General features: G+C 69.0%; 24 protein-coding genes. 16 read left to right on the top strand and 8 right to left on the bottom strand.

Annotated elements, in window-relative coordinates; translation table 11 throughout:
• Complete coding sequence (locus tag LVJ59_RS09245) at positions 1 to 1,128, top strand: ABC transporter permease (RefSeq protein ID WP_232762776.1); 1,128 nt, start codon at positions 1 to 3, stop codon at positions 1,126 to 1,128.
• Positions 1,128 to 3,374, top strand: coding sequence for a glycoside hydrolase family 3 N-terminal domain-containing protein (locus tag LVJ59_RS09240; RefSeq protein WP_232762775.1), 2,247 nt, complete (start codon positions 1,128 to 1,130; stop codon positions 3,372 to 3,374). The genes LVJ59_RS09245 and LVJ59_RS09240 overlap by 1 nt, the downstream gene beginning before the upstream one ends.
• 175 nt (positions 3,375 to 3,549) lie before the next feature.
• Here the strand turns inward: LVJ59_RS09240 and soxR are convergent, their stop codons facing one another.
• A complete protein-coding gene (gene soxR / locus LVJ59_RS09235) occupies positions 3,550 to 3,999 on the bottom strand; it encodes a redox-sensitive transcriptional activator SoxR (protein WP_047524863.1) in 450 nt (149 codons plus the stop codon).
• A 76-nt stretch (positions 4,000 to 4,075) separates the two neighbouring features.
• On the opposite strand from soxR, the gene fdxA reads away from it, so the two are divergent.
• Genes fdxA through LVJ59_RS09215 form a run of 4 tightly spaced genes read left to right on the top strand, consistent with a single transcriptional unit; the run spans position 4,076 to position 6,902 of the window.
• Positions 4,076 to 4,402, top strand: coding sequence for a ferredoxin (gene fdxA, locus LVJ59_RS09230; protein ID WP_047524864.1), 327 nt, complete (start codon positions 4,076 to 4,078; stop codon positions 4,400 to 4,402).
• On the top strand, positions 4,399 to 5,757 hold the full coding sequence (locus LVJ59_RS09225; RefSeq protein ID WP_232762774.1) for an FAD-dependent oxidoreductase: 1,359 nt from the start codon (positions 4,399 to 4,401) through the stop codon (positions 5,755 to 5,757). The genes fdxA and LVJ59_RS09225 overlap by 4 nt, the downstream gene beginning before the upstream one ends.
• Complete coding sequence (locus LVJ59_RS09220) at positions 5,754 to 6,263, top strand: flavin reductase family protein (protein ID WP_232762773.1); 510 nt, start codon at positions 5,754 to 5,756, stop codon at positions 6,261 to 6,263. The genes LVJ59_RS09225 and LVJ59_RS09220 overlap by 4 nt, the downstream gene beginning before the upstream one ends.
• A gap of 12 nt (positions 6,264 to 6,275) precedes the next feature.
• On the top strand, positions 6,276 to 6,902 hold the full coding sequence (locus LVJ59_RS09215; protein WP_232762772.1) for a superoxide dismutase: 627 nt from the start codon (positions 6,276 to 6,278) through the stop codon (positions 6,900 to 6,902).
• Between the two features lie 17 nt (positions 6,903 to 6,919).
• Here LVJ59_RS09215 and LVJ59_RS09210 read toward each other — a convergent pair whose 3' ends face one another.
• Positions 6,920 to 7,207 carry a metal-sensitive transcriptional regulator gene (locus tag LVJ59_RS09210; RefSeq protein ID WP_232762771.1) on the bottom strand — a complete coding sequence of 96 codons (288 nt, stop codon included), beginning with the start codon at positions 7,205 to 7,207 and terminating at the stop codon, positions 6,920 to 6,922.
• 100 nt (positions 7,208 to 7,307) lie between these two features.
• Between LVJ59_RS09210 and LVJ59_RS09205 the strand changes: the two genes are divergently transcribed.
• A complete protein-coding gene (locus tag LVJ59_RS09205; RefSeq protein WP_194239333.1) occupies positions 7,308 to 7,472 on the top strand; it encodes a hypothetical protein in 165 nt (54 codons plus the stop codon).
• Positions 7,469 to 9,115 (top strand): FAD-dependent oxidoreductase, encoded by a 1,647-nt coding sequence (locus LVJ59_RS09200; RefSeq protein WP_232762770.1) that lies wholly within the window; start codon positions 7,469 to 7,471, stop codon positions 9,113 to 9,115. The genes LVJ59_RS09205 and LVJ59_RS09200 overlap by 4 nt, the downstream gene beginning before the upstream one ends.
• Here the strand turns inward: LVJ59_RS09200 and LVJ59_RS09195 are convergent.
• Both LVJ59_RS09195 and LVJ59_RS09190 read right to left on the bottom strand, forming a co-directional pair.
• Entirely contained in the window at positions 9,112 to 10,119 is a 1,008-nt protein-coding gene (locus LVJ59_RS09195; protein ID WP_047524873.1) for a LacI family DNA-binding transcriptional regulator, read from the bottom strand. The two genes, LVJ59_RS09200 and LVJ59_RS09195, sit on opposite strands and share 4 nt — an antisense overlap.
• Positions 10,120 to 10,200: 81 nt before the next feature.
• A complete protein-coding gene (locus LVJ59_RS09190) occupies positions 10,201 to 11,871 on the bottom strand; it encodes a glycoside hydrolase family 13 protein (protein WP_153243426.1) in 1,671 nt (556 codons plus the stop codon).
• Positions 11,872 to 12,100: 229 nt separating this feature from the next.
• Here LVJ59_RS09190 and LVJ59_RS09185 point away from each other — a divergent pair, with 229 nt between their 5' ends.
• Positions 12,101 to 12,529 carry a DUF1761 domain-containing protein gene (locus tag LVJ59_RS09185; RefSeq protein WP_232762769.1) on the top strand — a complete coding sequence of 143 codons (429 nt, stop codon included), beginning with the start codon at positions 12,101 to 12,103 and terminating at the stop codon, positions 12,527 to 12,529.
• 144 nt (positions 12,530 to 12,673) lie between these two features.
• Positions 12,674 to 13,939: a glycoside hydrolase family 76 protein gene (locus LVJ59_RS09180; protein WP_232762768.1), complete on the top strand. Its 1,266-nt coding sequence runs from the start codon at positions 12,674 to 12,676 to the stop codon at positions 13,937 to 13,939.
• Positions 13,940 to 13,978: 39 nt separating this feature from the next.
• On the opposite strand, the gene purQ is transcribed toward LVJ59_RS09180, so the two are convergent.
• The 3 genes from purQ to LVJ59_RS09165 are packed head-to-tail and all read right to left on the bottom strand — an operon-like array spanning position 13,979 to position 15,557.
• Entirely contained in the window at positions 13,979 to 14,698 is a 720-nt protein-coding gene (purQ, locus tag LVJ59_RS09175) for a phosphoribosylformylglycinamidine synthase subunit PurQ (protein WP_232762767.1), read from the bottom strand.
• A 14-nt stretch (positions 14,699 to 14,712) separates the two neighbouring features.
• The gene (gene purS / locus LVJ59_RS09170) at positions 14,713 to 14,961 is read right to left on the bottom strand and encodes a phosphoribosylformylglycinamidine synthase subunit PurS (protein WP_232762766.1); all 249 of its coding nucleotides are present in this window, start codon (positions 14,959 to 14,961) and stop codon (positions 14,713 to 14,715) included.
• A gap of 59 nt (positions 14,962 to 15,020) precedes the next feature.
• On the bottom strand, positions 15,021 to 15,557 hold the full coding sequence (locus LVJ59_RS09165; RefSeq protein WP_232762765.1) for an adenine phosphoribosyltransferase: 537 nt from the start codon (positions 15,555 to 15,557) through the stop codon (positions 15,021 to 15,023).
• 235 nt (positions 15,558 to 15,792) lie between these two features.
• On the opposite strand from LVJ59_RS09165, the gene LVJ59_RS09160 reads away from it, so the two are divergent.
• The 6 genes from LVJ59_RS09160 (at position 15,793) to LVJ59_RS09135 (ending at position 22,434) form a co-directional block, all read left to right on the top strand.
• A complete protein-coding gene (locus tag LVJ59_RS09160) occupies positions 15,793 to 17,103 on the top strand; it encodes an ABC transporter substrate-binding protein (RefSeq protein ID WP_131492058.1) in 1,311 nt (436 codons plus the stop codon).
• Positions 17,104 to 17,209: 106 nt separating this feature from the next.
• Positions 17,210 to 18,250, top strand: a complete 1,041-nt coding sequence (locus tag LVJ59_RS09155; protein ID WP_232762764.1) for a carbohydrate ABC transporter permease — start codon at positions 17,210 to 17,212, stop codon at positions 18,248 to 18,250.
• A complete protein-coding gene (locus LVJ59_RS09150) occupies positions 18,247 to 19,137 on the top strand; it encodes a carbohydrate ABC transporter permease (RefSeq protein WP_131492059.1) in 891 nt (296 codons plus the stop codon). Before LVJ59_RS09155 ends, LVJ59_RS09150 begins: the two co-directional genes overlap by 4 nt.
• A gap of 5 nt (positions 19,138 to 19,142) precedes the next feature.
• A complete protein-coding gene (locus LVJ59_RS09145; RefSeq protein WP_232762763.1) occupies positions 19,143 to 20,573 on the top strand; it encodes a GH1 family beta-glucosidase in 1,431 nt (476 codons plus the stop codon).
• A 121-nt stretch (positions 20,574 to 20,694) separates the two neighbouring features.
• Positions 20,695 to 21,690 carry a LacI family DNA-binding transcriptional regulator gene (locus LVJ59_RS09140; protein ID WP_232762762.1) on the top strand — a complete coding sequence of 332 codons (996 nt, stop codon included), beginning with the start codon at positions 20,695 to 20,697 and terminating at the stop codon, positions 21,688 to 21,690.
• Between the two features lie 57 nt (positions 21,691 to 21,747).
• Positions 21,748 to 22,434, top strand: coding sequence for a TetR/AcrR family transcriptional regulator (locus tag LVJ59_RS09135; protein WP_232762761.1), 687 nt, complete (start codon positions 21,748 to 21,750; stop codon positions 22,432 to 22,434).
• A gap of 18 nt (positions 22,435 to 22,452) precedes the next feature.
• Here the strand turns inward: LVJ59_RS09135 and LVJ59_RS09130 are convergent, their stop codons facing one another.
• Positions 22,453 to 23,106 carry a GntR family transcriptional regulator gene (locus LVJ59_RS09130; protein WP_047522236.1) on the bottom strand — a complete coding sequence of 218 codons (654 nt, stop codon included), beginning with the start codon at positions 23,104 to 23,106 and terminating at the stop codon, positions 22,453 to 22,455.
• Positions 23,107 to 23,168 lie beyond the last annotated feature (62 nt).

Below are 23,168 nucleotides of genomic sequence, written 5' to 3'. Positions count from 1 at the left end.
ATGACCGTTCCCACCACCACCGAGAGCACCGCGCCCGACGGGTCGGCCGTCGTCTCCGGCATGCCCGAGACCGCCACGCTGCGCACGCCGCCGGCCGCCGCGCCGCCACGCAAGACCTTCTGGTCGCAGCTGGGTCAGGCGTTCGCGATGTTCCGCAATCCGAAGTCGATCGCCGGGCTGATCATCCTCGGTGTGTTCGTACTCGTCGCGATCCTCGCTCCGTGGATCGCCCCGTACGGACCGACTCAGAAGGATCGCACGGCGCTCCGGCAGCCTCCTTCGTGGGAGCACTGGCTGGGGACGACGCACATGGGCGAGGACGTGCTGAGTCAGATCATCTACGGCACGCGCGGCGTCATCGTCGTCGGGTTCCTCGCAGCCTTCATCGCCACGATCATCGCGATCACGATCGGAGTGATCGCCGGTTACGTGCGCGGCTGGAAGAGCGAATCGCTGTCGGCGCTGACCAACGTGTTCTTGGTGATCCCCGGTATCCCGCTCATCATCATCATCGCCTCGCAGTTCGACAACCCGCCGCTGATCGTGATCGCCGCCGTGCTCGGCATCACGGGCTGGGCATGGGGTGCGCGCGTGCTCCGTGCCCAGACGATGTCGCTGCGCAACCGTGACTTCATCCAGGCCGCCCGTGCCAACGGCGAGCCTCTGCGCCGGATCATCACGGTCGAGATGCTGCCCAACCTCATGGCCCTGATCGCCTCGAGCTTCGTCGGTACCGTGACCGCCGCGATCCTCGGTCTCACCACGCTGGCCTTCATCGGGGTGATCCCGGTGAGCAACCTGAACTGGGGCACCATCCTGTTCTGGGCCCAGCAGAATGGCGCCTTCCCGCGCCTGTGGTGGTGGTACGTGCCGGCCGGACTCTGCATCGCCATCATCGGGGTCGCCCTCTCGCTCATCAACTTCGGCATCGACGAGTACGTCAACCCGCGCCTGCGTTCGGCGGGTGAGCGGGCCAGAGCCATGAAGAAGAAGGGGCTGAACGTGAACGACGCCGTCACGGCCGTCCGCAGCGGGCCCCTGCCGCAGAAGAACTCCGATCCCGTAGCGTCGGCGACTTCACCCGACAGCGCCGACCCCTCGACGACCTCGACCCGGAACACCCCGTGATGACCTCTCAGACTCTGACCACCCAGCTCCCGTACCAGGACCCCGCGCTCTCGATCCCCGAACGTGTGGCCGACCTCCTCGGTCGCATGACGCTCGAGGAGAAGGTCGGGCAGATGCTGCAGCTCGACGCCCGCGACGACCTCGACGATCACGTCGCACGCCGCCACGCGGGCTCGATTCTGCACACCTCGCCCGAGCGGATCCTGCGCGCGAACCAGCTCACGGCGCAGACCCGCCTCCGCATCCCGCTGCTGGTGGGCGAGGACTGCATCCACGGGCACTCGTTCTGGCCCGGGGCGACGATCTATCCCACTCAGCTCGGCATGGCCGCGACGTGGGACCCCGATCTGCTCGAACGCGTGGCCCGTGCGACGGCCGAGGAGGTCGCGATCACCGGCATCCACTGGACGTTCTCGCCGGTGCTGTGCATCGCCCGCGACCTGCGGTGGGGCCGCATCAGCGAGACCTTCGGTGAGGATCCGTTCCTGATCGGAGAACTCGCCTCCGCGATGGTGCGCGGATACCAGGGGGAGGGGCTCGACGACCCCACGGCGATCCTCGCGACGGCCAAGCACTTCGCCGGGTACTCCGAGACCCAGGGCGGACGCGATGCCAGCGAGGCCGACATCTCGCGGCGCAAGCTCCGCTCCTGGTTCCTGCCTCCGTTCGAGCGCGTCGCCCGCGAGGGCTGCCGCACCTTCATGCTCGGCTACCAGACCACCGACGGGGTGCCCATCACCACCAACGACTGGCTGCTCAGCGACGTCCTGCGCGGGGAGTGGGGGTACACCGGCACCCTCATCACGGACTGGGACAACGTCGGACGGATGGTGTGGGAGCAGCGGATCCAGCCCGACATCACGCATGCGGCCGCCGCGGCCGTGCGGGCCGGAAACGACATGATCATGACCACGCCGGGGTTCTACGAAGGTGCCCTGGACGCCGTCGCTGCGGGCATGCTCCCGGAGGACGCGTTCGATGCGGCCGCCGCGCGCATCCTCGCCCTCAAGTTCGAGCTCGGCCTCTTCGAGAACCCGCGCCTGCCCGGTGCGGGGCTCGACGAGGTGGTCGGCAGCGCCGCGCACGCGGAGCTGAACCTGGAGACGGCACGCCGGTCGATCGTGCTGCTCGAGAACGACGGCCTCCTGCCGCTCGACGCCGCCGCCCCGGTGCGGGTGGCCGTGGTCGGTCCTCTGGCGGACGACGCGCAGACGCAGCTCGGCGACTGGGCCGGGGGATCGGGGCAAGCCGGGTGGCTCGACGGTCAGCCCCGCGAGATGATCACGACCGTGCTCGACGGACTGCGCGCGGTCGACGGCTGGACGGTCAGGCACGCCCGGGGCGCGGACATCCTCACCCTGCAGGAAGACCCGCAGGGGCCGTTCTTCCCCGACAAGCAGCCGCGTCCACCGGTCGTGCAGCCGTGCGCCCCGGATGCCGAGCTGATCGCCGAGGCCGTCGCCGCGGCGGCCGATGCGGACGTCGTCGTGGCCGTGGTCGGGGACCGGATCGAGCTCGTCGGCGAGGGTCGTTCCACCGCGACGCTGGAGCTCATCGGCGGGCAGAACGCCTTGATCGATGCGCTCATCGCGACGCGGAAGCCCGTCGTCGTGGTGCTGCTGGCCTCCAAGCCGCTCGTGCTCCCGGCATCCGCGTCGAAGGCTGCCGCCGTGATCTGGGCGGCGAACCCCGGCATGCAGGGCGGGCGTGCGCTCGCCGAGATCATCTCCGGCGCGGTCGAGCCGTCGGGCCGCCTGCCCATCTCGTTCGCCCGGCACGTGGGCCAGCAGCCGACGTACTACAACCAGATCCGCGGACAGCACGGCGACCGGTACGCCGACCTCACGCAGTCACCGACGTGGGCGTTCGGTGAGGGACTGTCGTACACGACCGTCGAGTACTCCGACCTGGAGCTCGAGGCGACCTCGCTGGAGGAGACGGACACGATCGTCGGCCGGGTCACGGTGACGAACACGGGCACGCGGCCGGTGCGCGAGACCGTGCAGGTGTATGTGCGCGATGCGGTGACCAGCGTGAGTTGGACCGACAAGGAGCTCAAGGCCTACCGTCAGGTCGAGCTCGCGCCCGGGGAGTCCGCGCGCGTCCGTGTGGAGTTGCCGGTCGCCGACTGCACGATCGTGGATGCCGCGGGCACACGTCTGGTCGAGGCCGGCGCGTTCGAGCTGTTGGTCGGCCCCAGCTCGCGCGACGACGTGCTCCTCGCCGCGGGCTTCGAGGTCGTGTAGTTCCTGGTTCCTGGTTCCTGGTTCCTGGTTCCTGGTTCCTGGTTCCTTCCTGCCGAGACCCCCGCTGGTTGTCCGCACCCCCTCCCGCAGACGTGTGTGCACGGGGGTGTCGACGACCAGCGGGGGTCTCGACCTGGGGGAAAGGGGGAGGGGGGAGGGGGAGGGGGCGTGGGGGCTAGGCGTCGAGGCGGCGGGGGCCTGAGCCCTGGGTGCCGAGCGCGTCGTCGGGGTTGAGCAGGCCGCAGGCCTTCATCGACAGGCAGCCGCAGCCTATGCATCCGGTGAGTTCGCGTTCGAGGCGCTCGATGCCCTCGCGGCGCTTCTCGAGTTCGCGCTTCCAACGTCGGGATGCCCGCTGCCAGTCGGCGTGGCTCGGGGTCTCGGTCAGCGGCACGTCGGCGAAGGCCGCCTGCACGTCGGACAGCGGGATGCCGAGGCGCTTGGCGACCGTGATCAGGGAGACGCGGCGCAGCATGTGCCGGGCGTAGCGGCGCTGGTTGCCGGGGGTGCGGGTGGACGCGATGAGCCCGAGCGTCTCGTAGAAGTGCAGGGCGGACGCGGCGACTCCGGTGCGTCGGGTCATCTCGCCGATCGTCAGCGGTTCGTCGGGTGCGTGCGGGCTCATCCGGGCCTCCTCGATTTGACCTCAAGTGTACTTGAGGTTTTACGGTGGATAGCGTGACCCGAGAGAAGACCCCCCGATGACCTACGTCATCGCCCTGCCGTGCGTCGATGTGAAGGACAAGGCCTGCATCGACGAGTGCCCCGTCGACTGCATCTACGAGGGTGAGCGCTCGCTCTACATCCACCCGGACGAGTGCGTCGACTGCGGTGCCTGCGAGCCGGTGTGCCCGGTCGAGGCGATCTTCTACGAAGACGATCTCCCCGAGGAGTGGCAGGACTACTACAAGGCCAACGTCGAGTTCTTCGACGAGATCGGCTCCCCCGGTGGCGCCGCGAAGACGGGCATGCTCGCGTTCGACCACCCGGTCATCGCCGCGCTGGCTCCCCAAGGGGAACACGCATGACGGTAGCCGAACCCCGCATCGCCATCGTCGGAGCGGGCCCCGCGGGCATCTACGCCGCCGACATCCTGCTCGATCGTGTGCCGACCGCGTCGATCGACCTCTTCGAGAAGCTCCCGGCACCGTACGGTCTCGTCCGCTACGGGGTCGCCCCCGATCACCCGCGGATCCGCAAGATCACGGATGCGCTGCACGAGGTGCTCGTCCACCCGCGCATCCGCCTGCGCTGCAACGTCGACGTCGGGGGTGACATCGGGATCGATGAGCTGCGTGCGGCATACGACGGGGTGATCGTGGCGACGGGGGCCGACCTCGACGTCCGCCTCGACATCCCCGGTATCGACCTTCCCGGCTCTTTCGGTGCCGCGGACTTCGTCGCGTGGTACGACGGGCACCCCGATGCCCCGCGCACCTGGCCGCTCGCGGCCGAGTCGGTGGCGGTGCTCGGTGCGGGCAACGTCGCGCTCGACGTGACGCGGATCCTCGCCAAGCACGCCTCGGCGCTGACGCACACCGACACCCCGGATGCCGTGCTCGACCAGCTGGACGCCAGTCCCCTGCGGGACGTGCACCTGTTCGCGCGTCGGGGGCCGGCAGACGTGCGCTTCTCGCCGCTGGAGCTGCGCGAGCTCGCCGAGCAGGATGACGTGGATGTGATCGTCGACCCGGACGAACTCGCGCTCGACGCGCATGCCGAGCGGATGATCGCGCAGTTCTCGCAGCGCCGCATCATCGTGCGCACCCTGACCGAGTGGGCCGCGCTCGATCCGGCCGGCCGCACCGCCGCTCGCCGCATCTATCTGCACCTGCGGCAGCGACCCGTCCGTCTGCTGGGCACCGGACGAGTCACCGGTATCGAGATGGAGCGGACCGCGTCGGATGAGCTGGGCCGCATGGTGGGCACCGGCGAACTGCGGCGGTATGACGTCGGGGCGGTCTACCGCGCTGTGGGCTACCGCTCGACGCCCGTGGCCGGGGTGCCCTTCGACGACGAGCTCGGGGTTGTGCCGCACGCCGAGGGGCGCGTTCTGGATGCCGCGGGCGAGCCGATCCCGCGACTGTACGCGACGGGCTGGATCAAGCGCGGACCGGTCGGGCTGATCGGCTCGACGAAATCGGATGCCGCGCAGACCGTGCGACACCTCGTCGACGATCTCGAGACGGCGGAGGAGGTCGTGCGCGGGGATGACCCGATCGCCCACCTCGGGCACGCCGTCGACCTCGACGGATGGCTGCGCATCGACGCGGCGGAGCGCAGCGCCGGAGCCGATCGCGGTCGCGAGCGGACCAAACTCGTCGAGCGCGAGGAGATGCTGAGGCACGCGAAGCAGGAACAGATGACGGAGGCCGGACGATGACCGCGACACCCGTCCCCACACCGGTCGGCGACCGGCTCAAGGACGCCTTCCGCACGCACCCGGCGGGCGTCGCGATCATCACGGCGTCCACGCCCGCCGGCCCGGTCGGGCTCACGGCGTCGAGCGTCGCCTCGGTGGCGGTCGACCCTGCGGCGATCGTGTTCTCCGTCACCAGGGCGACCGGGTCGGCGGGGGCGATCCTCGGCGCGGACACGTTCGTCGTGCATCTCATCGATGACGAGCACTCCGCCCTCGCGCAGAGCTTCGCCGTCAGTGGCTCCGAGCGTTTCACCGCCGAACAGGGCTGGTCGGAGCTCGAAACTGGGGAACCGTACCTCGCCTCCGCGCGCGCCGCCCTGCGCTGCCGTGCGTTGCAGACCGTGGCCGTCGGTTCGTCGACGGTGGTGATCGCCGAGGTGCTCGACGTCATCGCCGGACCGCAGGGGCGTCCGCTCGTATACCTCGACCGTCGCTTCCACGCCCTCCCGCACGACCCCCACCACTGAAAGGAAGACGCCATGTCCGCTCTCTACACGCTCCCCGAGCTGCCCTACGACTACGCAGCGCTCGAGCCCCACATCTCGGGCAAGATCATGGAGCTGCACCACTCCAAGCACCACCAGGCGTATGTCACGGGTGCGAACACCGCCCTCGAGCAGCTCGCCGCCGCCCGCGACGCGGGTGACCTCGCGAACGTGAACAAGCTCGAGAAGGACCTCGCGTTCAACCTCGGCGGCCACATCAACCACTCGGTGTTCTGGCAGAACATGTCGCCCGAGGGCGGCGCTCCGGAAGGCGAGCTGGAGGCGGTGCTCGTGGATGCGTTCGGGTCGATCGACGCGTTCCGCGCGCACTTCACGGCGACGGCACTCGGGGTGCAGGGCTCGGGGTGGGCGGTGCTCGCGTGGGACAGCGTGGGTGCGCGTCCTGTCATCTTCCAGCTGTTCGACCAGCAGGGCAACGCGCCGCTCGGTGTGACCCCGCTGCTGCAGCTCGACGTGTGGGAGCACGCCTACTACCTCGACTACCTCAACGTGCGCGCGGACTACGTGAAGGCGTTCTGGAACCTCGTGAACTGGCCCGACGTGCAGCGCCGCTTCGAAGCCGCCCGCAGCGCGACCGCGGGCCTCGTCGTCCCGCGCTGACCGTCGTCAGCCGCGGTTCACGCGAGGGAGAGGAAGAGCTTCTCCAGTTCGGCCATCGACACCCCATCGGTGTCGGTGGGCGAATCCGTCTCCGATGCCGGGTCGGTCAGGCAGTCCTGCATGGCGGAGGCGATGATCTGGAATCCGGCCTTGTCGAGCGCCGAGGTGACGGCGGCGAGCTGGGTGACGACCGCGCGGCAGTCGCTCCCGCGTTCGACGGCGGCGATCACGGCGCCGAGCTGTCCTTGGGCGCGCTTGAGGCGGTTGGCGATCTTGCGCTGGGTCTCGGCATCTGCGGATGACATCGGTCGCTCCCTGAGTGTCGGCTGGACTTGCCACTATACCCCCTGGGGTATGCTTGGACCTAAAGATACCCACGGGGGTATCGGTGAGGAGTCGAGAACCATGTGCCGAGCAGTCCGATGCAAGACCTGCGGGAAGACGACCTGGGCGGGGTGCGGCGAGCACGTCGCCGATGTGCGGCGAACGGTTCCCGCAGCGCAGTGGTGCTCCGGGCACCCGAAGGAGCAGACGCAGGGCGGCTTCTTCTCGCGGATGTTCCAGCGATGACCGCGACCGAAGCGCGCACCGTCGTGGTCGTGGGTGGAGTCGCCGGAGGGATGTCCGCCGCCGCACGTCTGCGCCGACTCGACGAGCACGCGCAGATCGTGGTGTTCGAACGCGGACCCGAGGTCTCGTATGCGAACTGCGGGCTGCCCTACTACGTCGGCGGCGTGATCGCGGAGCGGGAGTCGCTGCTCCTGCAGACGCCCACCTCGCTGCGCAGCCGCTTCGGACTCGACGTCCGGGTGCGTCACGACGTCGTGCGCATCGACACCGCGCAGAAGCTCGTCGAGGTCGAAGAGCTCGACTCGGGACGACGCTTCACGCAGAGCTACGACAGCCTGATCCTCGCCACGGGGGCACGCCCGCGCCGGGACGAACCGGTCTCCGACATCCCCGTCCGCTCCCTGCGGACGGTCGACGACGCCGATGCGATCGATGCCGCACTCGTGCGATCGGGGCTTCCGGTGGTCGTCGTCGGCGGTGGCTACACGGGCCTGGAAGCGGTCGAGAACCTCGTGGCGAGGGGCGCATCCGTGACCCTCGTGCAGCGTGGGTCACAACTGCTCTCCCCTCTCGATGCGGAGATGGCCGCCCCGATCGCCGCGGAGGTCCGTGCACACGGCGTCGATGTGCGCCTCGGGGTCGAGGTCGTTCGCGCCGATTCCGGATACGTCACGCTCAGTGACGGCACGTCCATCGCCGCGGAACTCATGATCGACGCGTCCGGGGTGGTGCCGGAGACGACGTTGGCGGAGCGCGCGGGCATCCGGATCGGCGAGACAGGAGGCATCGACGTCGACGTGCAGTGCCGCACGAGCGCGCCCGACGTGTTCGCCGTGGGAGACGGCGTCGAGAAGGCCGAGCTCGTGGGCGGGGGCACGGCTCTCGTCACGATGGCCGGGCTCGCGAACCGTCACGGGCGCATGGTGGCCGACCTCCTCGCGGGAAGGTCAGAGACGGTGCGACCCGCGCTCGGCACCGGGATCGTCCGCGTGTTCGGGGTCGCCGCAGGGAAGACGGGCTGGAGCGAACGGCAGCTCCGAGCGGCGGGGCGCGAGTTCTACGCCGTGCACGTGCATCCCGGATCCCACGCCGGGTACTACCCCGGTGCGGAGACCCTGTCGATGAAGCTGCTCGCCGACCCGCGGTCCGACGCCATCCTCGGTGTGCAGGTCGTCGGCCGGGACGGCGTCGACAAGCGGATCGACGTGATCGCGACCGCCATGCATGCAGGGATGCCGGCCGCAGAACTCGCGCAGCTCGAACTCGCCTACGCGCCTCAGTTCGGCTCGGCGAAGGATGCGGTGAACATCCTCGGCTACGTCGCGGAGAACACCCGGACCGGTACGACGCCGACGATCCAGTGGCATGAGCTCGACGCCACGCAGCGCGCCGGGGCGGCACTGATCGACGTCCGCACGCCGACGGAGTTCGCGGCCGGTGCGATCCCCGGCGCCGTCAACGTGCCGCTCGATGAACTGCGGGATCGACTCGATGAGCTGCCCGACGGAGAGATCGTGGTGCACTGCCAGGTCGGACTGCGCGGACACATCGCCACGCGGATCCTCCGGCAGCACGGTGCGGACGCCCGCAACCTCGACGGCGGCTACCGCACCTGGCGCGACGCCGCCCTGCTCCGCGGCTAGAGCAGGCGGGCGGTGGTCCCGCGTACGTTCAGCTCGTAGGGCAGCGCGGACGGGATGCGGACCTCGTCCGGGGTGGTGAGCTTCGCCAGCACGGCATCCGCGGCGCGTTCCCCCTGCCCCAGCGGGAACTGGTCGACCGTCGTCAGGCGGAAGAACTCGCCGAGCTCGTGTCCGTCGATGCCGACGATGGACAGCTCCTCCGGCACGCTGAAGCCCAGGTCCCGCGCTGCGAGCAGTGCGCCGATCGCCATCTCGTCCGAGGCGGCGAACACGGCGGTCGGACGCGGGCCGGGGCGTCCGAGCAGTTGCTTCGCGGCGCGGTAGCCACCCTCGACCGTGAAGTCCGCCGGCTCGAGGAATGCGTGGTTCAGGGGGATCCCGGCCTTCGCCAGGGCCTTCTCGAATCCCAGTCGACGGTTGGTCGGGATGTGGAAGTCGATGTCGAACTCGGGGTTGGCCCCGATGTGCGCGATGTCGGTGTGCCCCAGACCGATCAGGTGCTCGGTCGCCAGCTGCGCCACCGCGACGTCGTCGACCGTGAGGGTGTCGAGCTTCGGGTTCGGACCGCCGATCGCGATCACGGGGAGCCCCAGGTCCAGGAGGAGCTGCGTCTCCTCCTCGTCGAGCTCGATCGACACGGCGATGACGGCATCCACGCGCTGCCGTCGGAGGAAGGTGTCGAACACGTGCCGACGCACGTCCTTATCGGCGGTGATGTTGTAGAGCGTGATGTCGTAGCCGGCGCGCATCAGGGCGGCTGAGACGCCGGAGAGCACGGTGCTGAAGAACCACCGGTCGAGGAACGGCACCACGACGCCGACGTTCCGGGTGCGGCCGGAAGCGAGGCTCGACGCCCGTGAAGAGACGACGTAGCCGAGTGACTGCGCCGCCGCCTGCACGCGCTCGCGGGCGGACTCCGACACGTGACCGCGTCCGCTCAGCGCGCGCGAGACGGTCGCGGTCGACACTCCGGCGAGCCGGGCGACCTCATCGATGCTGGCCATGTGTTCCTCGAATGTGCTCCGGTCGCGATATGACACCCTCTGAGGCCCAGGGGGCTGTCATATCGCGACCGGAAGGGGCTCTCAGGCCTGGACGGCCGTGGTGTACCAGACGGCCGTGTCGACCGGGATGGCCGCTCCGTCGAACGGCTGGCTCTGCAGGATCACGACCGCGTTCGCCGGCAGCTCGATCGGTGCGGTGCCGAGGTTCGCGACCACGTGCACATCGCCACGGCGGAAAGCCACGGCGTCGGCCCCGGCCTCCTCCCAGACCAGCGATCCGGTGCCGAAGCCGTGCTCACGACGCCCGGCCAGCAGTCGCTTGTAGAGCGCGAGCGTCGACGCGGGATCGGTCTCCTCCACATCGCGCGCGTAGGTCGCCCACTCGTCCGGCTGCGGGAGCCACGACAGGCCGGTGTCGTTGAAGCCGAAGGCCGGCGCCTCCGCTTCCCACGGCAGCGGCACGCGGCATCCGTCGCGGCCGTAGCGCTCGCCGTGGGTCCGGAACCAGGTCGGGTCCTGACGGAACTCGTCCGGGATCTCCATGGCTTCGGGCAGTCCGAGCTCTTCGCCCTGGTACAGGTACGACGATCCGGGGAGCGCGAGCATCAGGGTGGTCGCAGCGCGGGCGCGCGCGAGACCGATCGCCGTGTCGGGCTTGTTCGGGGTGTTCGGTCCGATGCCCTCGCCCTGCGGGTTCTCGGCCGTGAGCGCCAGGCGGGAGGCGTGCCGCACGACATCGTGGTTCGAGAGCACCCACGTGCTGGGAGCGCCGACCCCGCCGAACTCGTCGAGCGACTCGCGGATGACGTCGCGCAGAGCCTTCGCATCCCACGGCGTCATCAGGTAAGGGAAGTTGAACGTCTGGTGCATCTCATCCGGACGCACCCAGAGCGCGGTCTGCGTGAGCGTCGGCATCCAGGCCTCGCCGCACAGGGCGCGATCGCCGTCGTACTCGGCGAGCACGGTGTGCCAGTCGCGGTAGATGTCGTGCACGCCGTCCTGGCCCCAGTACGGCACGTTCGACTCGCCGCCGCCCATCGAGTCGGCATCGCTCGGGGGCGTGTAGTCGGGCAGACCGTCGGCCTTGATCATGCCGTGGGCCACGTCGACACGGAAACCGTCGACACCGCGGTCGAGCCAGAAGCGCAGGATGGAGCGGAACTCCTCGCGCACCTCTTCGTTCGTCCAGTCGAAGTCGGGCTGCGTGGCGTCGAAGATGTGCAGGTACCACTGGCCGGGGGTGCCGTCGGCCTCGACGACGCGCTCCCACATGCCACCGCCGAACACGGACTCCCAGTTGTTCGGCGGGAGTTCGCCGTTCTCGCCCTTGCCGTCGCGGAAGATGTAGCGCGCACGCTCCGGGCTGCCGGGCGCCGCCTTGAGCGCTTCCTGGAACCAGACGTGCTGGTCGGAGGAGTGGTTGGGGACCAGATCCACGATCACGCGGATGCCACGGGCGTGCGCTTCTTCGAGCATCAGGTCGAAGTCGGCGAGGGTGCCGAAGAGCGGGTCGACGTCGCGGTAGTCGGCGACGTCGTAGCCGGCATCGCGCTGCGGGCTGGTCATGAACGGGCTCAGCCAGATCGCGTCGACGCCCAGTTCCTGCAGCGCATCGAGGCGGCTGGTGATGCCCGGCAGGTCGCCGATGCCGTCGCCCGAGGCATCCGCGAAGGAGCGGGGGTAGATCTGGTAGATGACGGCGCTGCGCCACCACTCGGAACCGGGGGCTGCGATCTGCTCAAGCTGTGCCATGCGGAACAGGCTACTGCAAACGCTTACATTCGTGCCAGGGCGGGAGTCGAATCGGTTCGGAGGCGCGCGCTGCGCGGAGAGCGTGCGGGCGTTTTGCATGAGGCCGTTCCGGATGCATGAGCTCCTCTCCCGCCCGGGTCATCCATCCGTGGCGGGATCATGCAGGTGTCGGGGACCGGGGGCGCGATGTCGGGAGTAGGGTGGCGGCATCCGAGGAGTGGAGGCTGTCATGGTTCCGGAGATCAACTATTGGGCGGTCCTGCTGGCCACCGCGTCGAGCATGCTCGTCGGCTCGATCTGGTACGCCAGAGGCGTGTTCGGCACGCGCTGGTCGAAGCTCGCGAACGTGGACCTCGACAATCCCTCGGGCAACCCCGCGCTGGCGATCATCACCACGGTGATCGTGAGCTTCATCACGGCGTGGGTGCTCGCCGGAGCCGCCGCCATCGCCTGGCATTTCTACGGCGGATCGTTCTTCTGGGGCGCGATCGTCACCGCGGTCACGCTGTGGGCGGGCTTCACGGCCGCCCGCTTCATCACGCACGATGCGTTCGAGGGGCGCTCGACGAAGCTGACCACGCTGAACATCGCGCACGAGCTGGTGACCGTCGTGGTGATGGCCGTGATCATCGGCGTCTGGCCACCCGCGCTCGGCTAGCACTCGCCGATATGGCAACGGCGAAATGGCAATATATAGACTTTCGCCGCTTCTCGAGTGTCGACGGAACTGTCAGGCTCATGCCGTGACCTTCAGGTCGCTCGCGCGTCATCCCCCGCGCGCGGTTCTGACCGAGGGGTCTCCATGTCCGGTTCTTCGCGTCGCTCGGCGCCGTGGATCGTCGTCGCCGCGCTCGTCGCCGCAGCCGTTCTCGCCGGCGCGGCCCCTGCCGCTCTGGGCGCCGGAAGGACCGCAGACGGTTCGGCGCCCGGCGGAGGAGCACCGGATGCCGCACAGTCGGTGGCACTGGCCTATGAGTTCCTCGATGCCAGGGTCGACGAGTTCTGCGACGGTGCGGGGCATTGCCTCCCGCGCAGCTACCAGGGCGGCTTCTTCACCACGCCCACCTGGGACTTCACGCCGTCGTTCGTGTACGACGACGCGCTGGTCGTGATCGCCTACACCGCGCGGGGGCTTCCAGACGATCTCCGTCGCGCGCGGGCGATCGGCGACACGCTCCTGTTCGTGCAGGAGAACGACCCGATCGGCGACGGACGCACCCGTGCGTCGTACGAGCCGCACGGCATCCGCCAAGGACGGGTGGAGATCACCGGTCCCGGCAGCTTCACCGGGAACCAGGCGTGGGTCGGGTTGGCGCTCGCGCGGCTCGCGCACGCGACCGGGGATCCGAAGTATCTCGACGGGGCGCTGCGCGTGGGGCAGTGGATCCAGGACAACACCGCGGACATGGTCCGGGCTCCGTACGGCTACACCGGCGGTCAGCTCGAGGACGGTACGTCGCTGACCTGGAAGTCGACCGAGCACAACAGTGACATCGCCGGGTTCTTCACTCAGCTCGCGCAGCTCACCGGGGACGCGGTGTGGGCGGATCGGGCAGCCGTCGCGGCCGACTTCGTCGCGGCGATGCAGAGCGCGGACGGCCACGTGAACACCGGCACCGGCCTCGACGGCTCGACCATCAACACGCGGCCCATCCCCCTGGACGGCCAGACCTGGAGCGCACTCGCCACCGGAGACCCGCGGTACGGCGCCGCGCTGGACTGGACGCTCGCGAACCTGATGGCCACCGATGGCCCCTACACGGGTCCGTCCATCAGTGAGGTCGACGTGTCGAAGGCGTGGTTCGAGGGGAGCGGACACCTCGCGCTGGCTCTGCGTCTGCGCGACGGAGCGGGCGACGCGGATCGTGCGGAGGCCCTGCTGAGCAGCATCCGGCTGGCGCAGCGCGACGCCCCGAACGGAGACGGCAAGGGCATCGTCGCGACCTCGAACGACGGCCTCGACTCCGGATTCGGCGACCTCTACTACGCGAGTCTGCACACGGGCGCGACGGCCTGGTACCTGCTCGCGGCAGCAGGGAGTAACCCCTTCACGCTTCCGGGCGACTGAGCGGGGCTGCGGAAGCGCAGGGGCTGCGGAACCCCGGGCCTACGCGGCGACGCGGGCGACCGCGGCGATGGCGCTCGTGAAGAAGTCGAGTCCGTCGACACCGCTGCGCATGGCGGCGGAGGTGTCGGGGCCGAAGCCCGCCTCGGTCGCGTGCTCGGGGTGCGGCATGAGGCCGACCACGTTGCCCGCCTCGTTCGTGAGGCCGGCGATGTCGCGCAGGGAACCGTTCGGGTTGACCCCGGCATAGCGGAAGGCGACAAGCCCCTCGCCCTCGATGCGGTCGAGCGTCTGCTCGTCGGCGATGTAGCCGCCGTCGGCGTTCTTGAGCGGGATCACGATCTCCTGGCCGGCGCGGAACGCGTTCGTCCAGGCGGTGTCGGAGTTCTCGACCGTGAGCTTCTGGTCACGGCGCACGAAGTGCTGGTGGTTGTTGCGGATCAGACCGCCGGGAAGCAGGTGCGCTTCGACGAGCATCTGGAACCCGTTGCAGATGCCGAGCACGGGCATGCCCTGGGCAGCGGCATCCTTCACCTCGGACATGATCGGCGAGAGCGCGGCGATGGCGCCCGCGCGCAGGTAGTCGCCGTAGCTGAAGCCGCCGGGGAGGACGAGGGCGTCGACGCCCTCGAGGTCGTGCGAACCGTGCCACAGGGCGACGGGTTCGGCGCCGGCGATGCGCACCGCGCGCTGGGCGTCGCGGTCATCGAGTGACCCGGGGAAGGTGATGACGCCGATGCGGACGGTCCGTTTGCCGGTCACGGCCGTTCCTTGCGTCACTGGGCGACCTCGATGCCGACGACATCCTCGATCACGGAGTTGGAGAGCACCTCGTCGGCGATGCGCCGGGCTTCGGCGAGGACCTCTTCGGTGACCTCGCCCTCGACGGTGAGCTCGAAGCGCTTGCCGATGCGGACGTCGGAGAAGCCCTCCACACCGAGGCGGGCGAAGGCGCCGGAGACGGCCTTCCCCTGCGGGTCGAGCAGTTCGGGCTTGGGCATGACGTCGACGACGATGGTGGGCATGAACGGCTCCGGGAGTCGCGGGCGGACGGGCGCACCCAGTCTACTGCCCCGGGCGCGGACTACTCCGCGGAGTGGAAGACCGTGTGCAGGTCGCCGATGGCCTCGCGGCCGCCGAGGCCATCGATCTCGAACAGCACCGAGATGCCGATGACGTGGCTGCCGAGCCGCTCGACGAGTTCCCGTCCCGCGGCGAGGGTACCGCCGGTGGCGAGCACGTCGTCGATCAGCAGTACGCGGGATCCGGCGGGCAGATCGTCGTGCATCTCGATCGTGGCGGTGCCGTACTCGAGGGCGTAGTCCACGGAGGCAGCGGGGCGCGGCAGCTTTCCGGCCTTACGGATCGGGATGAGTCCCACACCGGCCGCGATCGCCGCGGCGCTGGCCAGGATGAATCCACGAGCCTCGATGCCCGCGATCACGTCGAACTGCCCGGCGAAGGGCTCGATGATCGCCTCGGTCGTCACACGGAGGGCCTCGGCGTCGGCGAGGAGCGGCGTGATGTCGCGGAAGATGATCCCCGGCTGCGGGTAGTCCGGAACGTTGCGGATCAGGGCTTCGGCGCGGACGAGGGCAGGGGAGAGCGTGGCATCGGGCACCGGACAAGGGTACGCCGCGTTCATAACTCCTCAGAATCGGGGCGCTCCGGGGGCCGGGGGGTCGCTTCCCGCCCTTGATGCCCGCGCCGTTGAGGAGTTGTGAACAGGACCGGGTTCGCACGGGTCGGGTTGACACCGTGGGAGCGCTCCCATAGAGTGGCTGCTCAACCCGTGGGAGCGCTCCCACGGTGTTCCTACGCACCAACACCGCACGACCACCACAAAGGAGTGAACTGTGAACACACGTGCCCGCCACCGGATCCTCGCGATCGCAGCTGTGGCATCCGTCTCCGCCCTGGCCCTGGCCGGCTGCTCCGGCAGCTCGGGCGACACCTCGGAGGGAAGCGCCGACGAGGAGGTCACCCTGACCGTCACCACGTTCGGCACTTTCGGTTACGAAGACCTCTACAAGGAGTATGAGGAGGCGCACCCGAACGTCAAGATCGAGGCGACCAACATCGACACGGGTGGCAACGCCCGCACCGATGCCTTCACGAAGATCGCCGCCGGTTCCGGCCTCAGCGACATCGTCGCGATCGAGGAGGGCTGGCTCGGCGCGATCATGGACGTGTCCGACACCTTCGTCGACCTGCGCGACTACGGCATCGAGGACCGCAAGGACGACTGGGTCGACTGGAAGTACGGTCAGGCGACTGACGCCGACGGCCGTGTGATCGGCTACGGCACGGACATCGGCCCCAGCGGCATCTGCTACAACGGCGCTGCGTTCGAGGCTGCAGGCCTCCCGAGCGACCGCGAGTCGGTCGCCGAGCTCCTGAACGGCGACTGGGAGAACTACTTCGCGGTCGGCGCGGACTACACCGCCAAGACCGGCAAGGCCTGGTATGACCACTCCGGCTTCGTGTGGAACGCCATGGTCAACCAGCTCGACGAGGGCTACTACACGGCCGACGGCGAGCTGAACGTCGAGGGCAACGACGAGCTCAAGAAGCGTTTCGAGGAACTCGGCGCAGCCACCGAGGGCGGTCAGTCCGCCGCGCAGACGGCCTGGGACTGGAACGGCGGAAAGTCGTTCGTCGACGGCACCTTCGCGACCTTCGTGTGCCCGGGCTGGATGCTCGGCGTCGTGCAGGGTCAGGTCGAGGCCGGCGGCGGAGACGCGTCGACCGGATGGGACTTCGCCGACGTGTTCCCCGGCGGCGCGGCCAACTGGGGTGGGGCGTTCCTCTCGATCCCGGAGTCCTCGGAGCACAAGGAGGCGGCGGCCGAGCTCGCCGACTGGCTGACGCAGCCCGACCAGCAGGTGAAGCAGTCCGCAGCCGCGGGCAACTTCCCGTCCACGATCAAGGCGCAGGAGACGCTCGCCGCGGACGCGACACCGAACGCCTTCTTCAACGACGCTCCGACCGGGGCGATCCTCGCCGAGCGTGCCAAGGGCGTGGTCGCGCAGTTCAAGGGCGCGGATGACTCCGTCATCCAGGAGAACGTCTTCGGTCCGGCTCTCAGCAGCCTCGACCGCGGCGAGACCGACACGCAGGGTGCCTGGGATCAGGCGATCGGTCTGCTGAACGACCTCGTCGGCTGACCTCAGCGGACATCCCCCTTCCGGTCGCAGTCTCGCTCGGTATCGCCCGTGCATTCCGAGCGAGACTGCGACCGGAACCCTCGGACCTCCGGGACAAGGACACCCCATGACTCTCACCGCCCCGCCCGCGGAGCACCGCGAGACGGCACCTCCGGCGAAGGATGCCGTGCCGAAACGCTCCTGGCGTCATCGCGTCTCGCGGTTCGACCAGAACGCGTCGCCCTACTTCTACATCTCGCCGTTCTTCCTGCTGTTCGGGCTGGTCGGCCTGTTCCCCCTGCTCTACACCGTGTGGGTCGCCGTGCACGACTGGGATCTGCTCAAGGGGGAGGGGGACTTCGTCGGATTCGGCAACTTCTCCGAGATCCTCGGCGACGCGATGTTCTGGAACTCGATCGGCAACACCCTGAGCATCTTCCTGCTCTCGGCCATCCCGCAGCTCGCCGTCGCCCTCGTGATCGCGTACCTCCTGGACCGCGGACTCCGTGCCCCGACGTTCTGGCGGATGAGTGTGCTCATCCCGTTCGTGGTCACGCCGGTCGCGGTCGCCATCATCTTCTCGAGCATCTTCAACGAGGCCGACGGTCTGGCCAACAACCTGCTCAACCTCGTCGGGATCGCTGATCAGGAGTGGAAGCACAACACGGCCCTGTCGCACATCGCGATCGCAGTCATGGTGAACTTCCGCTGGACGGGCTACAACGCCCTCATCCTGCTCGCGGCGATGCAGGCCGTGCCGCGCGACCTGTACGAGTCCGCCGCCCTCGACGGCGCCGGTGCCGCACGGCGGTTCTTCTCGATCACGATCCCCACGATCCGTCCGACGCTGATCTTCGTGATCATCACCGCGACGATCGGCGGCCTGCAGATCTTCGCCGAGCCCCGCCTGTTCGACGTGTCGACGGCCGGCGGCATCGGCGGCAGCGATCGGCAGTTCCAGACCACGGTCCTGTTCCTGTGGGAACTCGCCTTCTTCCGCCGCAACCTCGGCGAGGCCTCGGCGGTCGCCATCCTGCTCTTCCTGTTGATCGTGGCCATCGGCGTCATCAACTTCCTGATCTCCCGGCGCATCTCCACCGGTGACGCCCCGAAGAATCGCGCGGCCCGTCGCCGTGCGCGCACGAGCACCGAGGAGGGGACCCGATGACCGCCACTCAGGCTCTCAGCGTGCCGGAGAAGATCCGGCGTCGTCAGGTCCGGACCGGGGGCAACGCCGGCATCGGCAGCCGACCCGGTTTCCTCACCTACGGACTCCTGGCCGCGTTCATCATCGGCAGCGTGTATCCGCTGTGGTGGTCGGTCGTGGTCGCCAGCGGCACGAACGCCACCCGAGGTGAGACGCTGCCGTTGATCCCCGGCGGGAACTTCCTCACCAACGCGGCTCAGGTGTTCGATGCGATCCCGTTCTGGCTCGCGCTCGGCAACTCGTTCCTGATCTCGGGCATCATCACGCTCTCGGTCGTCACGTTCTCGACGCTCGCCGGGTACGCCTTCGCGAAACTGCGCTTCAAGGGTCGCGACGGGCTGATGATCTTCGTGATCGCGACCATGGCGATCCCGACACAGCTCGGCATCATCCCGCTGTTCATGCTGATGCGCGAACTCGGCTGGACCGGGACGATCGGCGCGGTGATCGTGCCGACCCTGGTCACCGCGTTCGGCGTCTTCTTCATGCGCCAGTATCTGGTCGACGTGATCCCGGACGAGTTGATCGAGGCCGCGCGGATGGACGGGGCGAACCAGTTCCGGACGTTCCTGACGGTGGGCCTCCCGGCGGCGCGACCGGCCATGGCGATCCTCGGACTCTTCACCTTCATGACCGCGTGGACCGACTACCTGTGGCCGTTGATCGTGCTCTCCCCCCAGAACCCGACGCTGCAGACGGCCCTCAGCCAGCTGCAGTCGGGGTACTACATCGACTACTCGATCGTGCTCGCCGGCGCGGTGCTCGCGACCCTTCCGCTGCTCGTGCTCTTCGTGGTCGCGGGTCGCCAGCTGGTCAGTGGCATCATGGCGGGCGCGGTGAAAGGATGACCCGTATGACCCGCTCCTTCCCCGAGAACTTCCTCTTCGGTGCCGCGACCGCGGCGTACCAGATCGAGGGGGCCGCGTTCGAGGACGGGCGCACCGCGTCGATCTGGGATGCGTTCGCCCGTGTGCCCGGTGCCGTGATCGGCGCGGAGAACGGCGATGTGGCCTGCGACCACTACCACCGCTACCCGCAAGACGTCGCGCTCATGAAGGAACTCGGCCTGCAGACGTACCGGTTCTCGACGTCGTGGTCGCGGGTGCGGCCGGACGGCGGTGCGGTGAACCCCGCCGGAGTCGACTTCTACGAACGACTGGTCGACGAACTCCTCGGCGCCGACATCCTGCCCTGGTTGACGCTGTACCACTGGGACATGCCGCAGGCGCTGCAGGAGGGCGGGGGATGGACGAAGCGTGACACCGTCGATCGGTTCCTCGACTACGCGGGAACGATGCACGATGCGCTGGGCGACCGGGTGAACGTGTGGACGACGCTGAACGAGCCGTGGTGCTCGTCGTTCCTCTCCTACACGGCGGGCGAGCACGCGCCGGGTCACACCAGCGTCGCGGAGGGGCTGCTCGCCGCGCACCATCTGCTGCTCGCGCACGGCAGTACCGTGCAGGAGCTGCGCGGTCGCGATGCGTCGCTCAACCTCGGCATCACGCTGAACCACACGGTCGCCGATCCTGCTGATCCGCAGAACCCGGCCGACGTCGATGCTGCCCGCCGGGTGGACGGGCAATTCAACCGCTGGTTCCTCGATCCGATCTACCGCGGCAGCTATCCGGCCGACATCGTCGAGGACATCCGTGCGGTCGATGCCGAGGCGGTCGCGCGGTTCGAGGCGGCCGTCCACGACGGTGACCTCGAGACCATCGCGCAGCGCATCGACACCCAGGGCGTGAACTACTACCACGGCGACTTCGTGTCCGGCACGGCACCGGCCCAGGGGCCGGTCTCCGCGGAGCCGGACACCGATCGCGTCCGGCGCAGCCCGTATCCGTCCAGCGAGGGCATCCACGCGGTCGAGCGGGGCCTGCCGCGCACCGCGCAGAACTGGGAGGTGCAGCCCGAGGGCCTCACCCGCGTGCTGCAGCGGATCTGGACCGAATACGCCGAGCCTGCGGGCACCGTGCTCTACATGACCGAGAACGGCGCGGCCTATGACGACGTCGTGGTGGTCGAGGGCGACGAGAAGCGTGTGCACGATGCCGACCGCACCGAATTCCTGCGTCTGCACCTCGCCGCGGTGCTCGATGCGGCGGATGCAGGTGTCGACGTGCGCGGCTACTTCTACTGGTCGCTCTTCGACAACTTCGAGTGGGCGTGGGGCTACGACAAGCGCTTCGGCATCGTCCGTGTCGACTACGACACCCAGGAGCGCACGCTCAAGGACTCCGGTCGCGAGTACGCCCGGATCATCGCCGCTCGCGCGCTGTAGGGCGGCTTCCTCCCCTTTCGAATCGCGTGAATGGCTCGATCCGTGGTCGAGATGCGACCATTTGCGTGATTCGAAGGGAGATGGTCAGCGACAATAGGGCGATGGAAGAGTGCGTACGCTGATGTCGCCCCGAGCGACCATCGAAGAGGTGGCATCCACCGCCGGAGTATCCCGGTCCACCGTGTCGCGGGTGGTGAACGGATCGACGTCCGTGAGCCCGGAGGCCCTGGCCGCCGTGCGGGCCGCGATCGACGAGCTGAACTACGTGCCCAACCGCGCGGCACGCTCGCTGGCGTCGAGGCAGACGCACGCGATCGCCTTGATCATCCCCGAGGACACGACCCGCTTCTTCGGCGACCCGTTCTTCGCAGCGATCGTCGCCGGCATCACGGGGGCGCTCGGCAGCTCGGACTACCTGCTCAACCTGCTGATCGCGAGCGACGATCCCGGTGACAAGATGACCAGCTTCGTGCGCAACGGCGGAGTCGACGGCGCGCTGATCGTCTCGCATCACACGAGCGACGCCTTCGTCGATCGGATCGCGGATGCCGTCCCCGTCGTCTTCGGCGGTCGGCCGGTGCGACGCCATGAGGACGACTACGTGGTCGACGTCGACAACGTCACCGGAGCGCGCAACGCCACTCAGCGCCTGATCGACATCGGCCGTACGCGCATCGCGACGATCTCCGGGCCGCTGACGATGGTCGCGTCGGTCGACCGCGTGCAGGGTTTCCGCGAGGCGCTGAAGGGGGCCGGTCTCTCCCCGTATGCGGAGGAGGAGGGGGACTACAGCGAGGCGAGCGGGGCGGACGCCGCTCGACGGCTTCTCGCGGGCGGGCGCCCCGACGCCATCTTCGTCGCGAGCGACCTGATGGCCCGTGGTGCCTTGACGGCGCTGCGTGCGTCGGGCCTGCGGGTTCCGGAGGACATCGCCCTGGTGGGCTTCGACGATTCGTCGGTCGCGGTCAGCACGGATCCGCAGCTGACCACGATGCGTCAGCCGATGTACGCGCAGGGCGAGGCCATGGCCCGGGTCCTGCTGTCGCGTCTCGCGGGCGAGGACCCGCCCACGACGACGATCCTGTCCACCGAACTCGTGGTGCGCGCCTCGGCCTGAGTCGGGCGGCACGTGCTCAGAGGCAGGGACACCGCGGAACACGGGAGAGGAAGCCGCATGGCACGTTCCGACGAGCAGTATCGGCAGGCGCGCGAACGTACCAGGGAGAGCATCCTGCAGGCGGCGATCGCGGCCTTCTCCGAGCGCGGAGTCGCCGGGGCCAGCATCGCGGAGATCACGACGCGTGCGAGTGTGGCCCAGGGGCTCGTCAACTATCACTTCGGCGGCAAGGACCAGCTCATCGCGGCGGTCATCGATCGCTGGTTCGAGACCGTGCTCGGCTTCGCCCGGGTCGAAGGCACGCCGGACGAGATGCTCGCTGCCGTGATCGACGGGGCGCTCGGGGCGACGGGCTACGCGACACCGCTGGAGCGGGCGGTGCTCGCGATGCAGCAGCAGCCGTCGACGCACCGGCTGTTCGCCGAGTCGGAGGTCCGACACGAGGTACGCGTGACGGCAGCGGAGGATGCCATGCGTGAGCTGTTCCGCGCGCGGGGCGCCGAGGATCCGGAGCTCGAGGAGATCATGTTCCGCAGCACCCTCGAAGGCGTCTTCGTGAAGTTCGCGGTGTTCGGTGACACGTATCCACTCGAAGACGCGCGACGCTGGGTCTACCGCCGATATGGACTGCCCGCACCCGCCGCGCCCCTTGTCCCGCCCGTGCGGCTGCGGGACGGCGAACGGCGTCCGCGAGCGACCGGAGCGCTCGAGTCGGGTCCGCACCCGCCCGGGGGCACCGCCTGAGGCGCGGTGCGGGGTCGCTCACTCCAGGCGCATGCGGGCGAAGGCGCCGAGCACCACGCGTTCCGACTGCACGAGGTAGCGCTCGAGCTCGGTGGCTCCGGCCTGCGGGCCGCGCGCGAGGAATGCGTCGAGCACGGCGCGGTTCTTGCGGACGAAGGGTTCGTGCAGCGAACGTGGATCGTCGATCTTGAGGAAGACCAGGCGGAGCTCGGCCGCCAGATCGCGGTACGTGCGGGCCAGCCGGGGGCTGTCGGCGAGATCGACCAGTGCGACGTGGAAGGCCATGTTGGCGCTTCCGACCCGGCGCCAGGCCCGAGGGTCGTCCGCCGCCTCGGCTCGGGCCGCTTCCGCGGACTCGACCGCGTCCTTCATCCGCTGGACGGCCGGGTGCTCGGGTTCCGACTGCAGCAGCGCGGAGCATTCGATCACGCGACGGGCCCGATAGATGTCGATGACGTCGGCGATCGACGGGGAGGCGACGGAGACGCCACGGTGCGGGATGTGCTCCAGCAGCCCCTGTTCAGCGAGTGCGCGGAAGGCTTCGCGGAGGGTGTTGCGTGAGACGTCGAACTGCTCGGCGAGGGCCGACTCGGACAGACGCGATCCCGGAGCGAAGTCGCCGTCGATGATGCGCTGACGGAGCACATCGGGAAGCATGCCCTGCTGGTTCATGCCTTCATCGTAGGTGGCGAAGGAATCGATCGTTCGAGGATCCTCCCCAGAAAACACACGCG

It is taken from the genome of Microbacterium sp. KKR3/1, from assembly GCF_021272365.1.
In the GTDB taxonomy this organism is placed as follows: Bacteria; Actinomycetota; Actinomycetes; order Actinomycetales; family Microbacteriaceae; genus Microbacterium; species Microbacterium aurugineum.
The sequence above is the reverse complement of the archived record's forward strand: the minus strand, read 5'-3'. Positions and strand labels throughout refer to the sequence as shown.

What these genes read in the sequence shown, in the direction of transcription:
- LVJ59_RS09245 (WP_232762776.1), top strand. Translation starts at nt 1, where the DNA reads ATGACCGTTCCCACCACCACCGAGAGCACCGCGCCCGACGGGTCGGCC.
- LVJ59_RS09240 (WP_232762775.1), top strand. Translation starts at nt 1,128, where the DNA reads ATGACCTCTCAGACTCTGACCACCCAGCTCCCGTACCAGGACCCCGCG.
- soxR (WP_047524863.1), bottom strand. Translation starts at nt 3,999, where the DNA reads ATGAGCCCGCACGCACCCGACGAACCGCTGACGATCGGCGAGATGACC.
- fdxA (WP_047524864.1), top strand. Translation starts at nt 4,076, where the DNA reads ATGACCTACGTCATCGCCCTGCCGTGCGTCGATGTGAAGGACAAGGCC.
- LVJ59_RS09225 (WP_232762774.1), top strand. Translation starts at nt 4,399, where the DNA reads ATGACGGTAGCCGAACCCCGCATCGCCATCGTCGGAGCGGGCCCCGCG.
- LVJ59_RS09220 (WP_232762773.1), top strand. Translation starts at nt 5,754, where the DNA reads ATGACCGCGACACCCGTCCCCACACCGGTCGGCGACCGGCTCAAGGAC.
- LVJ59_RS09215 (WP_232762772.1), top strand. Translation starts at nt 6,276, where the DNA reads ATGTCCGCTCTCTACACGCTCCCCGAGCTGCCCTACGACTACGCAGCG.
- LVJ59_RS09210 (WP_232762771.1), bottom strand. Translation starts at nt 7,207, where the DNA reads ATGTCATCCGCAGATGCCGAGACCCAGCGCAAGATCGCCAACCGCCTC.
- LVJ59_RS09205 (WP_194239333.1), top strand. Translation starts at nt 7,308, where the DNA reads ATGTGCCGAGCAGTCCGATGCAAGACCTGCGGGAAGACGACCTGGGCG.
- LVJ59_RS09200 (WP_232762770.1), top strand. Translation starts at nt 7,469, where the DNA reads ATGACCGCGACCGAAGCGCGCACCGTCGTGGTCGTGGGTGGAGTCGCC.
- LVJ59_RS09195 (WP_047524873.1), bottom strand. Translation starts at nt 10,119, where the DNA reads ATGGCCAGCATCGATGAGGTCGCCCGGCTCGCCGGAGTGTCGACCGCG.
- LVJ59_RS09190 (WP_153243426.1), bottom strand. Translation starts at nt 11,871, where the DNA reads ATGGCACAGCTTGAGCAGATCGCAGCCCCCGGTTCCGAGTGGTGGCGC.
- LVJ59_RS09185 (WP_232762769.1), top strand. Translation starts at nt 12,101, where the DNA reads ATGGTTCCGGAGATCAACTATTGGGCGGTCCTGCTGGCCACCGCGTCG.
- LVJ59_RS09180 (WP_232762768.1), top strand. Translation starts at nt 12,674, where the DNA reads ATGTCCGGTTCTTCGCGTCGCTCGGCGCCGTGGATCGTCGTCGCCGCG.
- purS (WP_232762766.1), bottom strand. Translation starts at nt 14,961, where the DNA reads ATGCCCACCATCGTCGTCGACGTCATGCCCAAGCCCGAACTGCTCGAC.
- LVJ59_RS09155 (WP_232762764.1), top strand. Translation starts at nt 17,210, where the DNA reads ATGACTCTCACCGCCCCGCCCGCGGAGCACCGCGAGACGGCACCTCCG.
- LVJ59_RS09150 (WP_131492059.1), top strand. Translation starts at nt 18,247, where the DNA reads ATGACCGCCACTCAGGCTCTCAGCGTGCCGGAGAAGATCCGGCGTCGT.
- LVJ59_RS09145 (WP_232762763.1), top strand. Translation starts at nt 19,143, where the DNA reads ATGACCCGCTCCTTCCCCGAGAACTTCCTCTTCGGTGCCGCGACCGCG.
- LVJ59_RS09140 (WP_232762762.1), top strand. Translation starts at nt 20,695, where the DNA reads ATGTCGCCCCGAGCGACCATCGAAGAGGTGGCATCCACCGCCGGAGTA.
- LVJ59_RS09135 (WP_232762761.1), top strand. Translation starts at nt 21,748, where the DNA reads ATGGCACGTTCCGACGAGCAGTATCGGCAGGCGCGCGAACGTACCAGG.
- LVJ59_RS09130 (WP_047522236.1), bottom strand. Translation starts at nt 23,106, where the DNA reads ATGAACCAGCAGGGCATGCTTCCCGATGTGCTCCGTCAGCGCATCATC.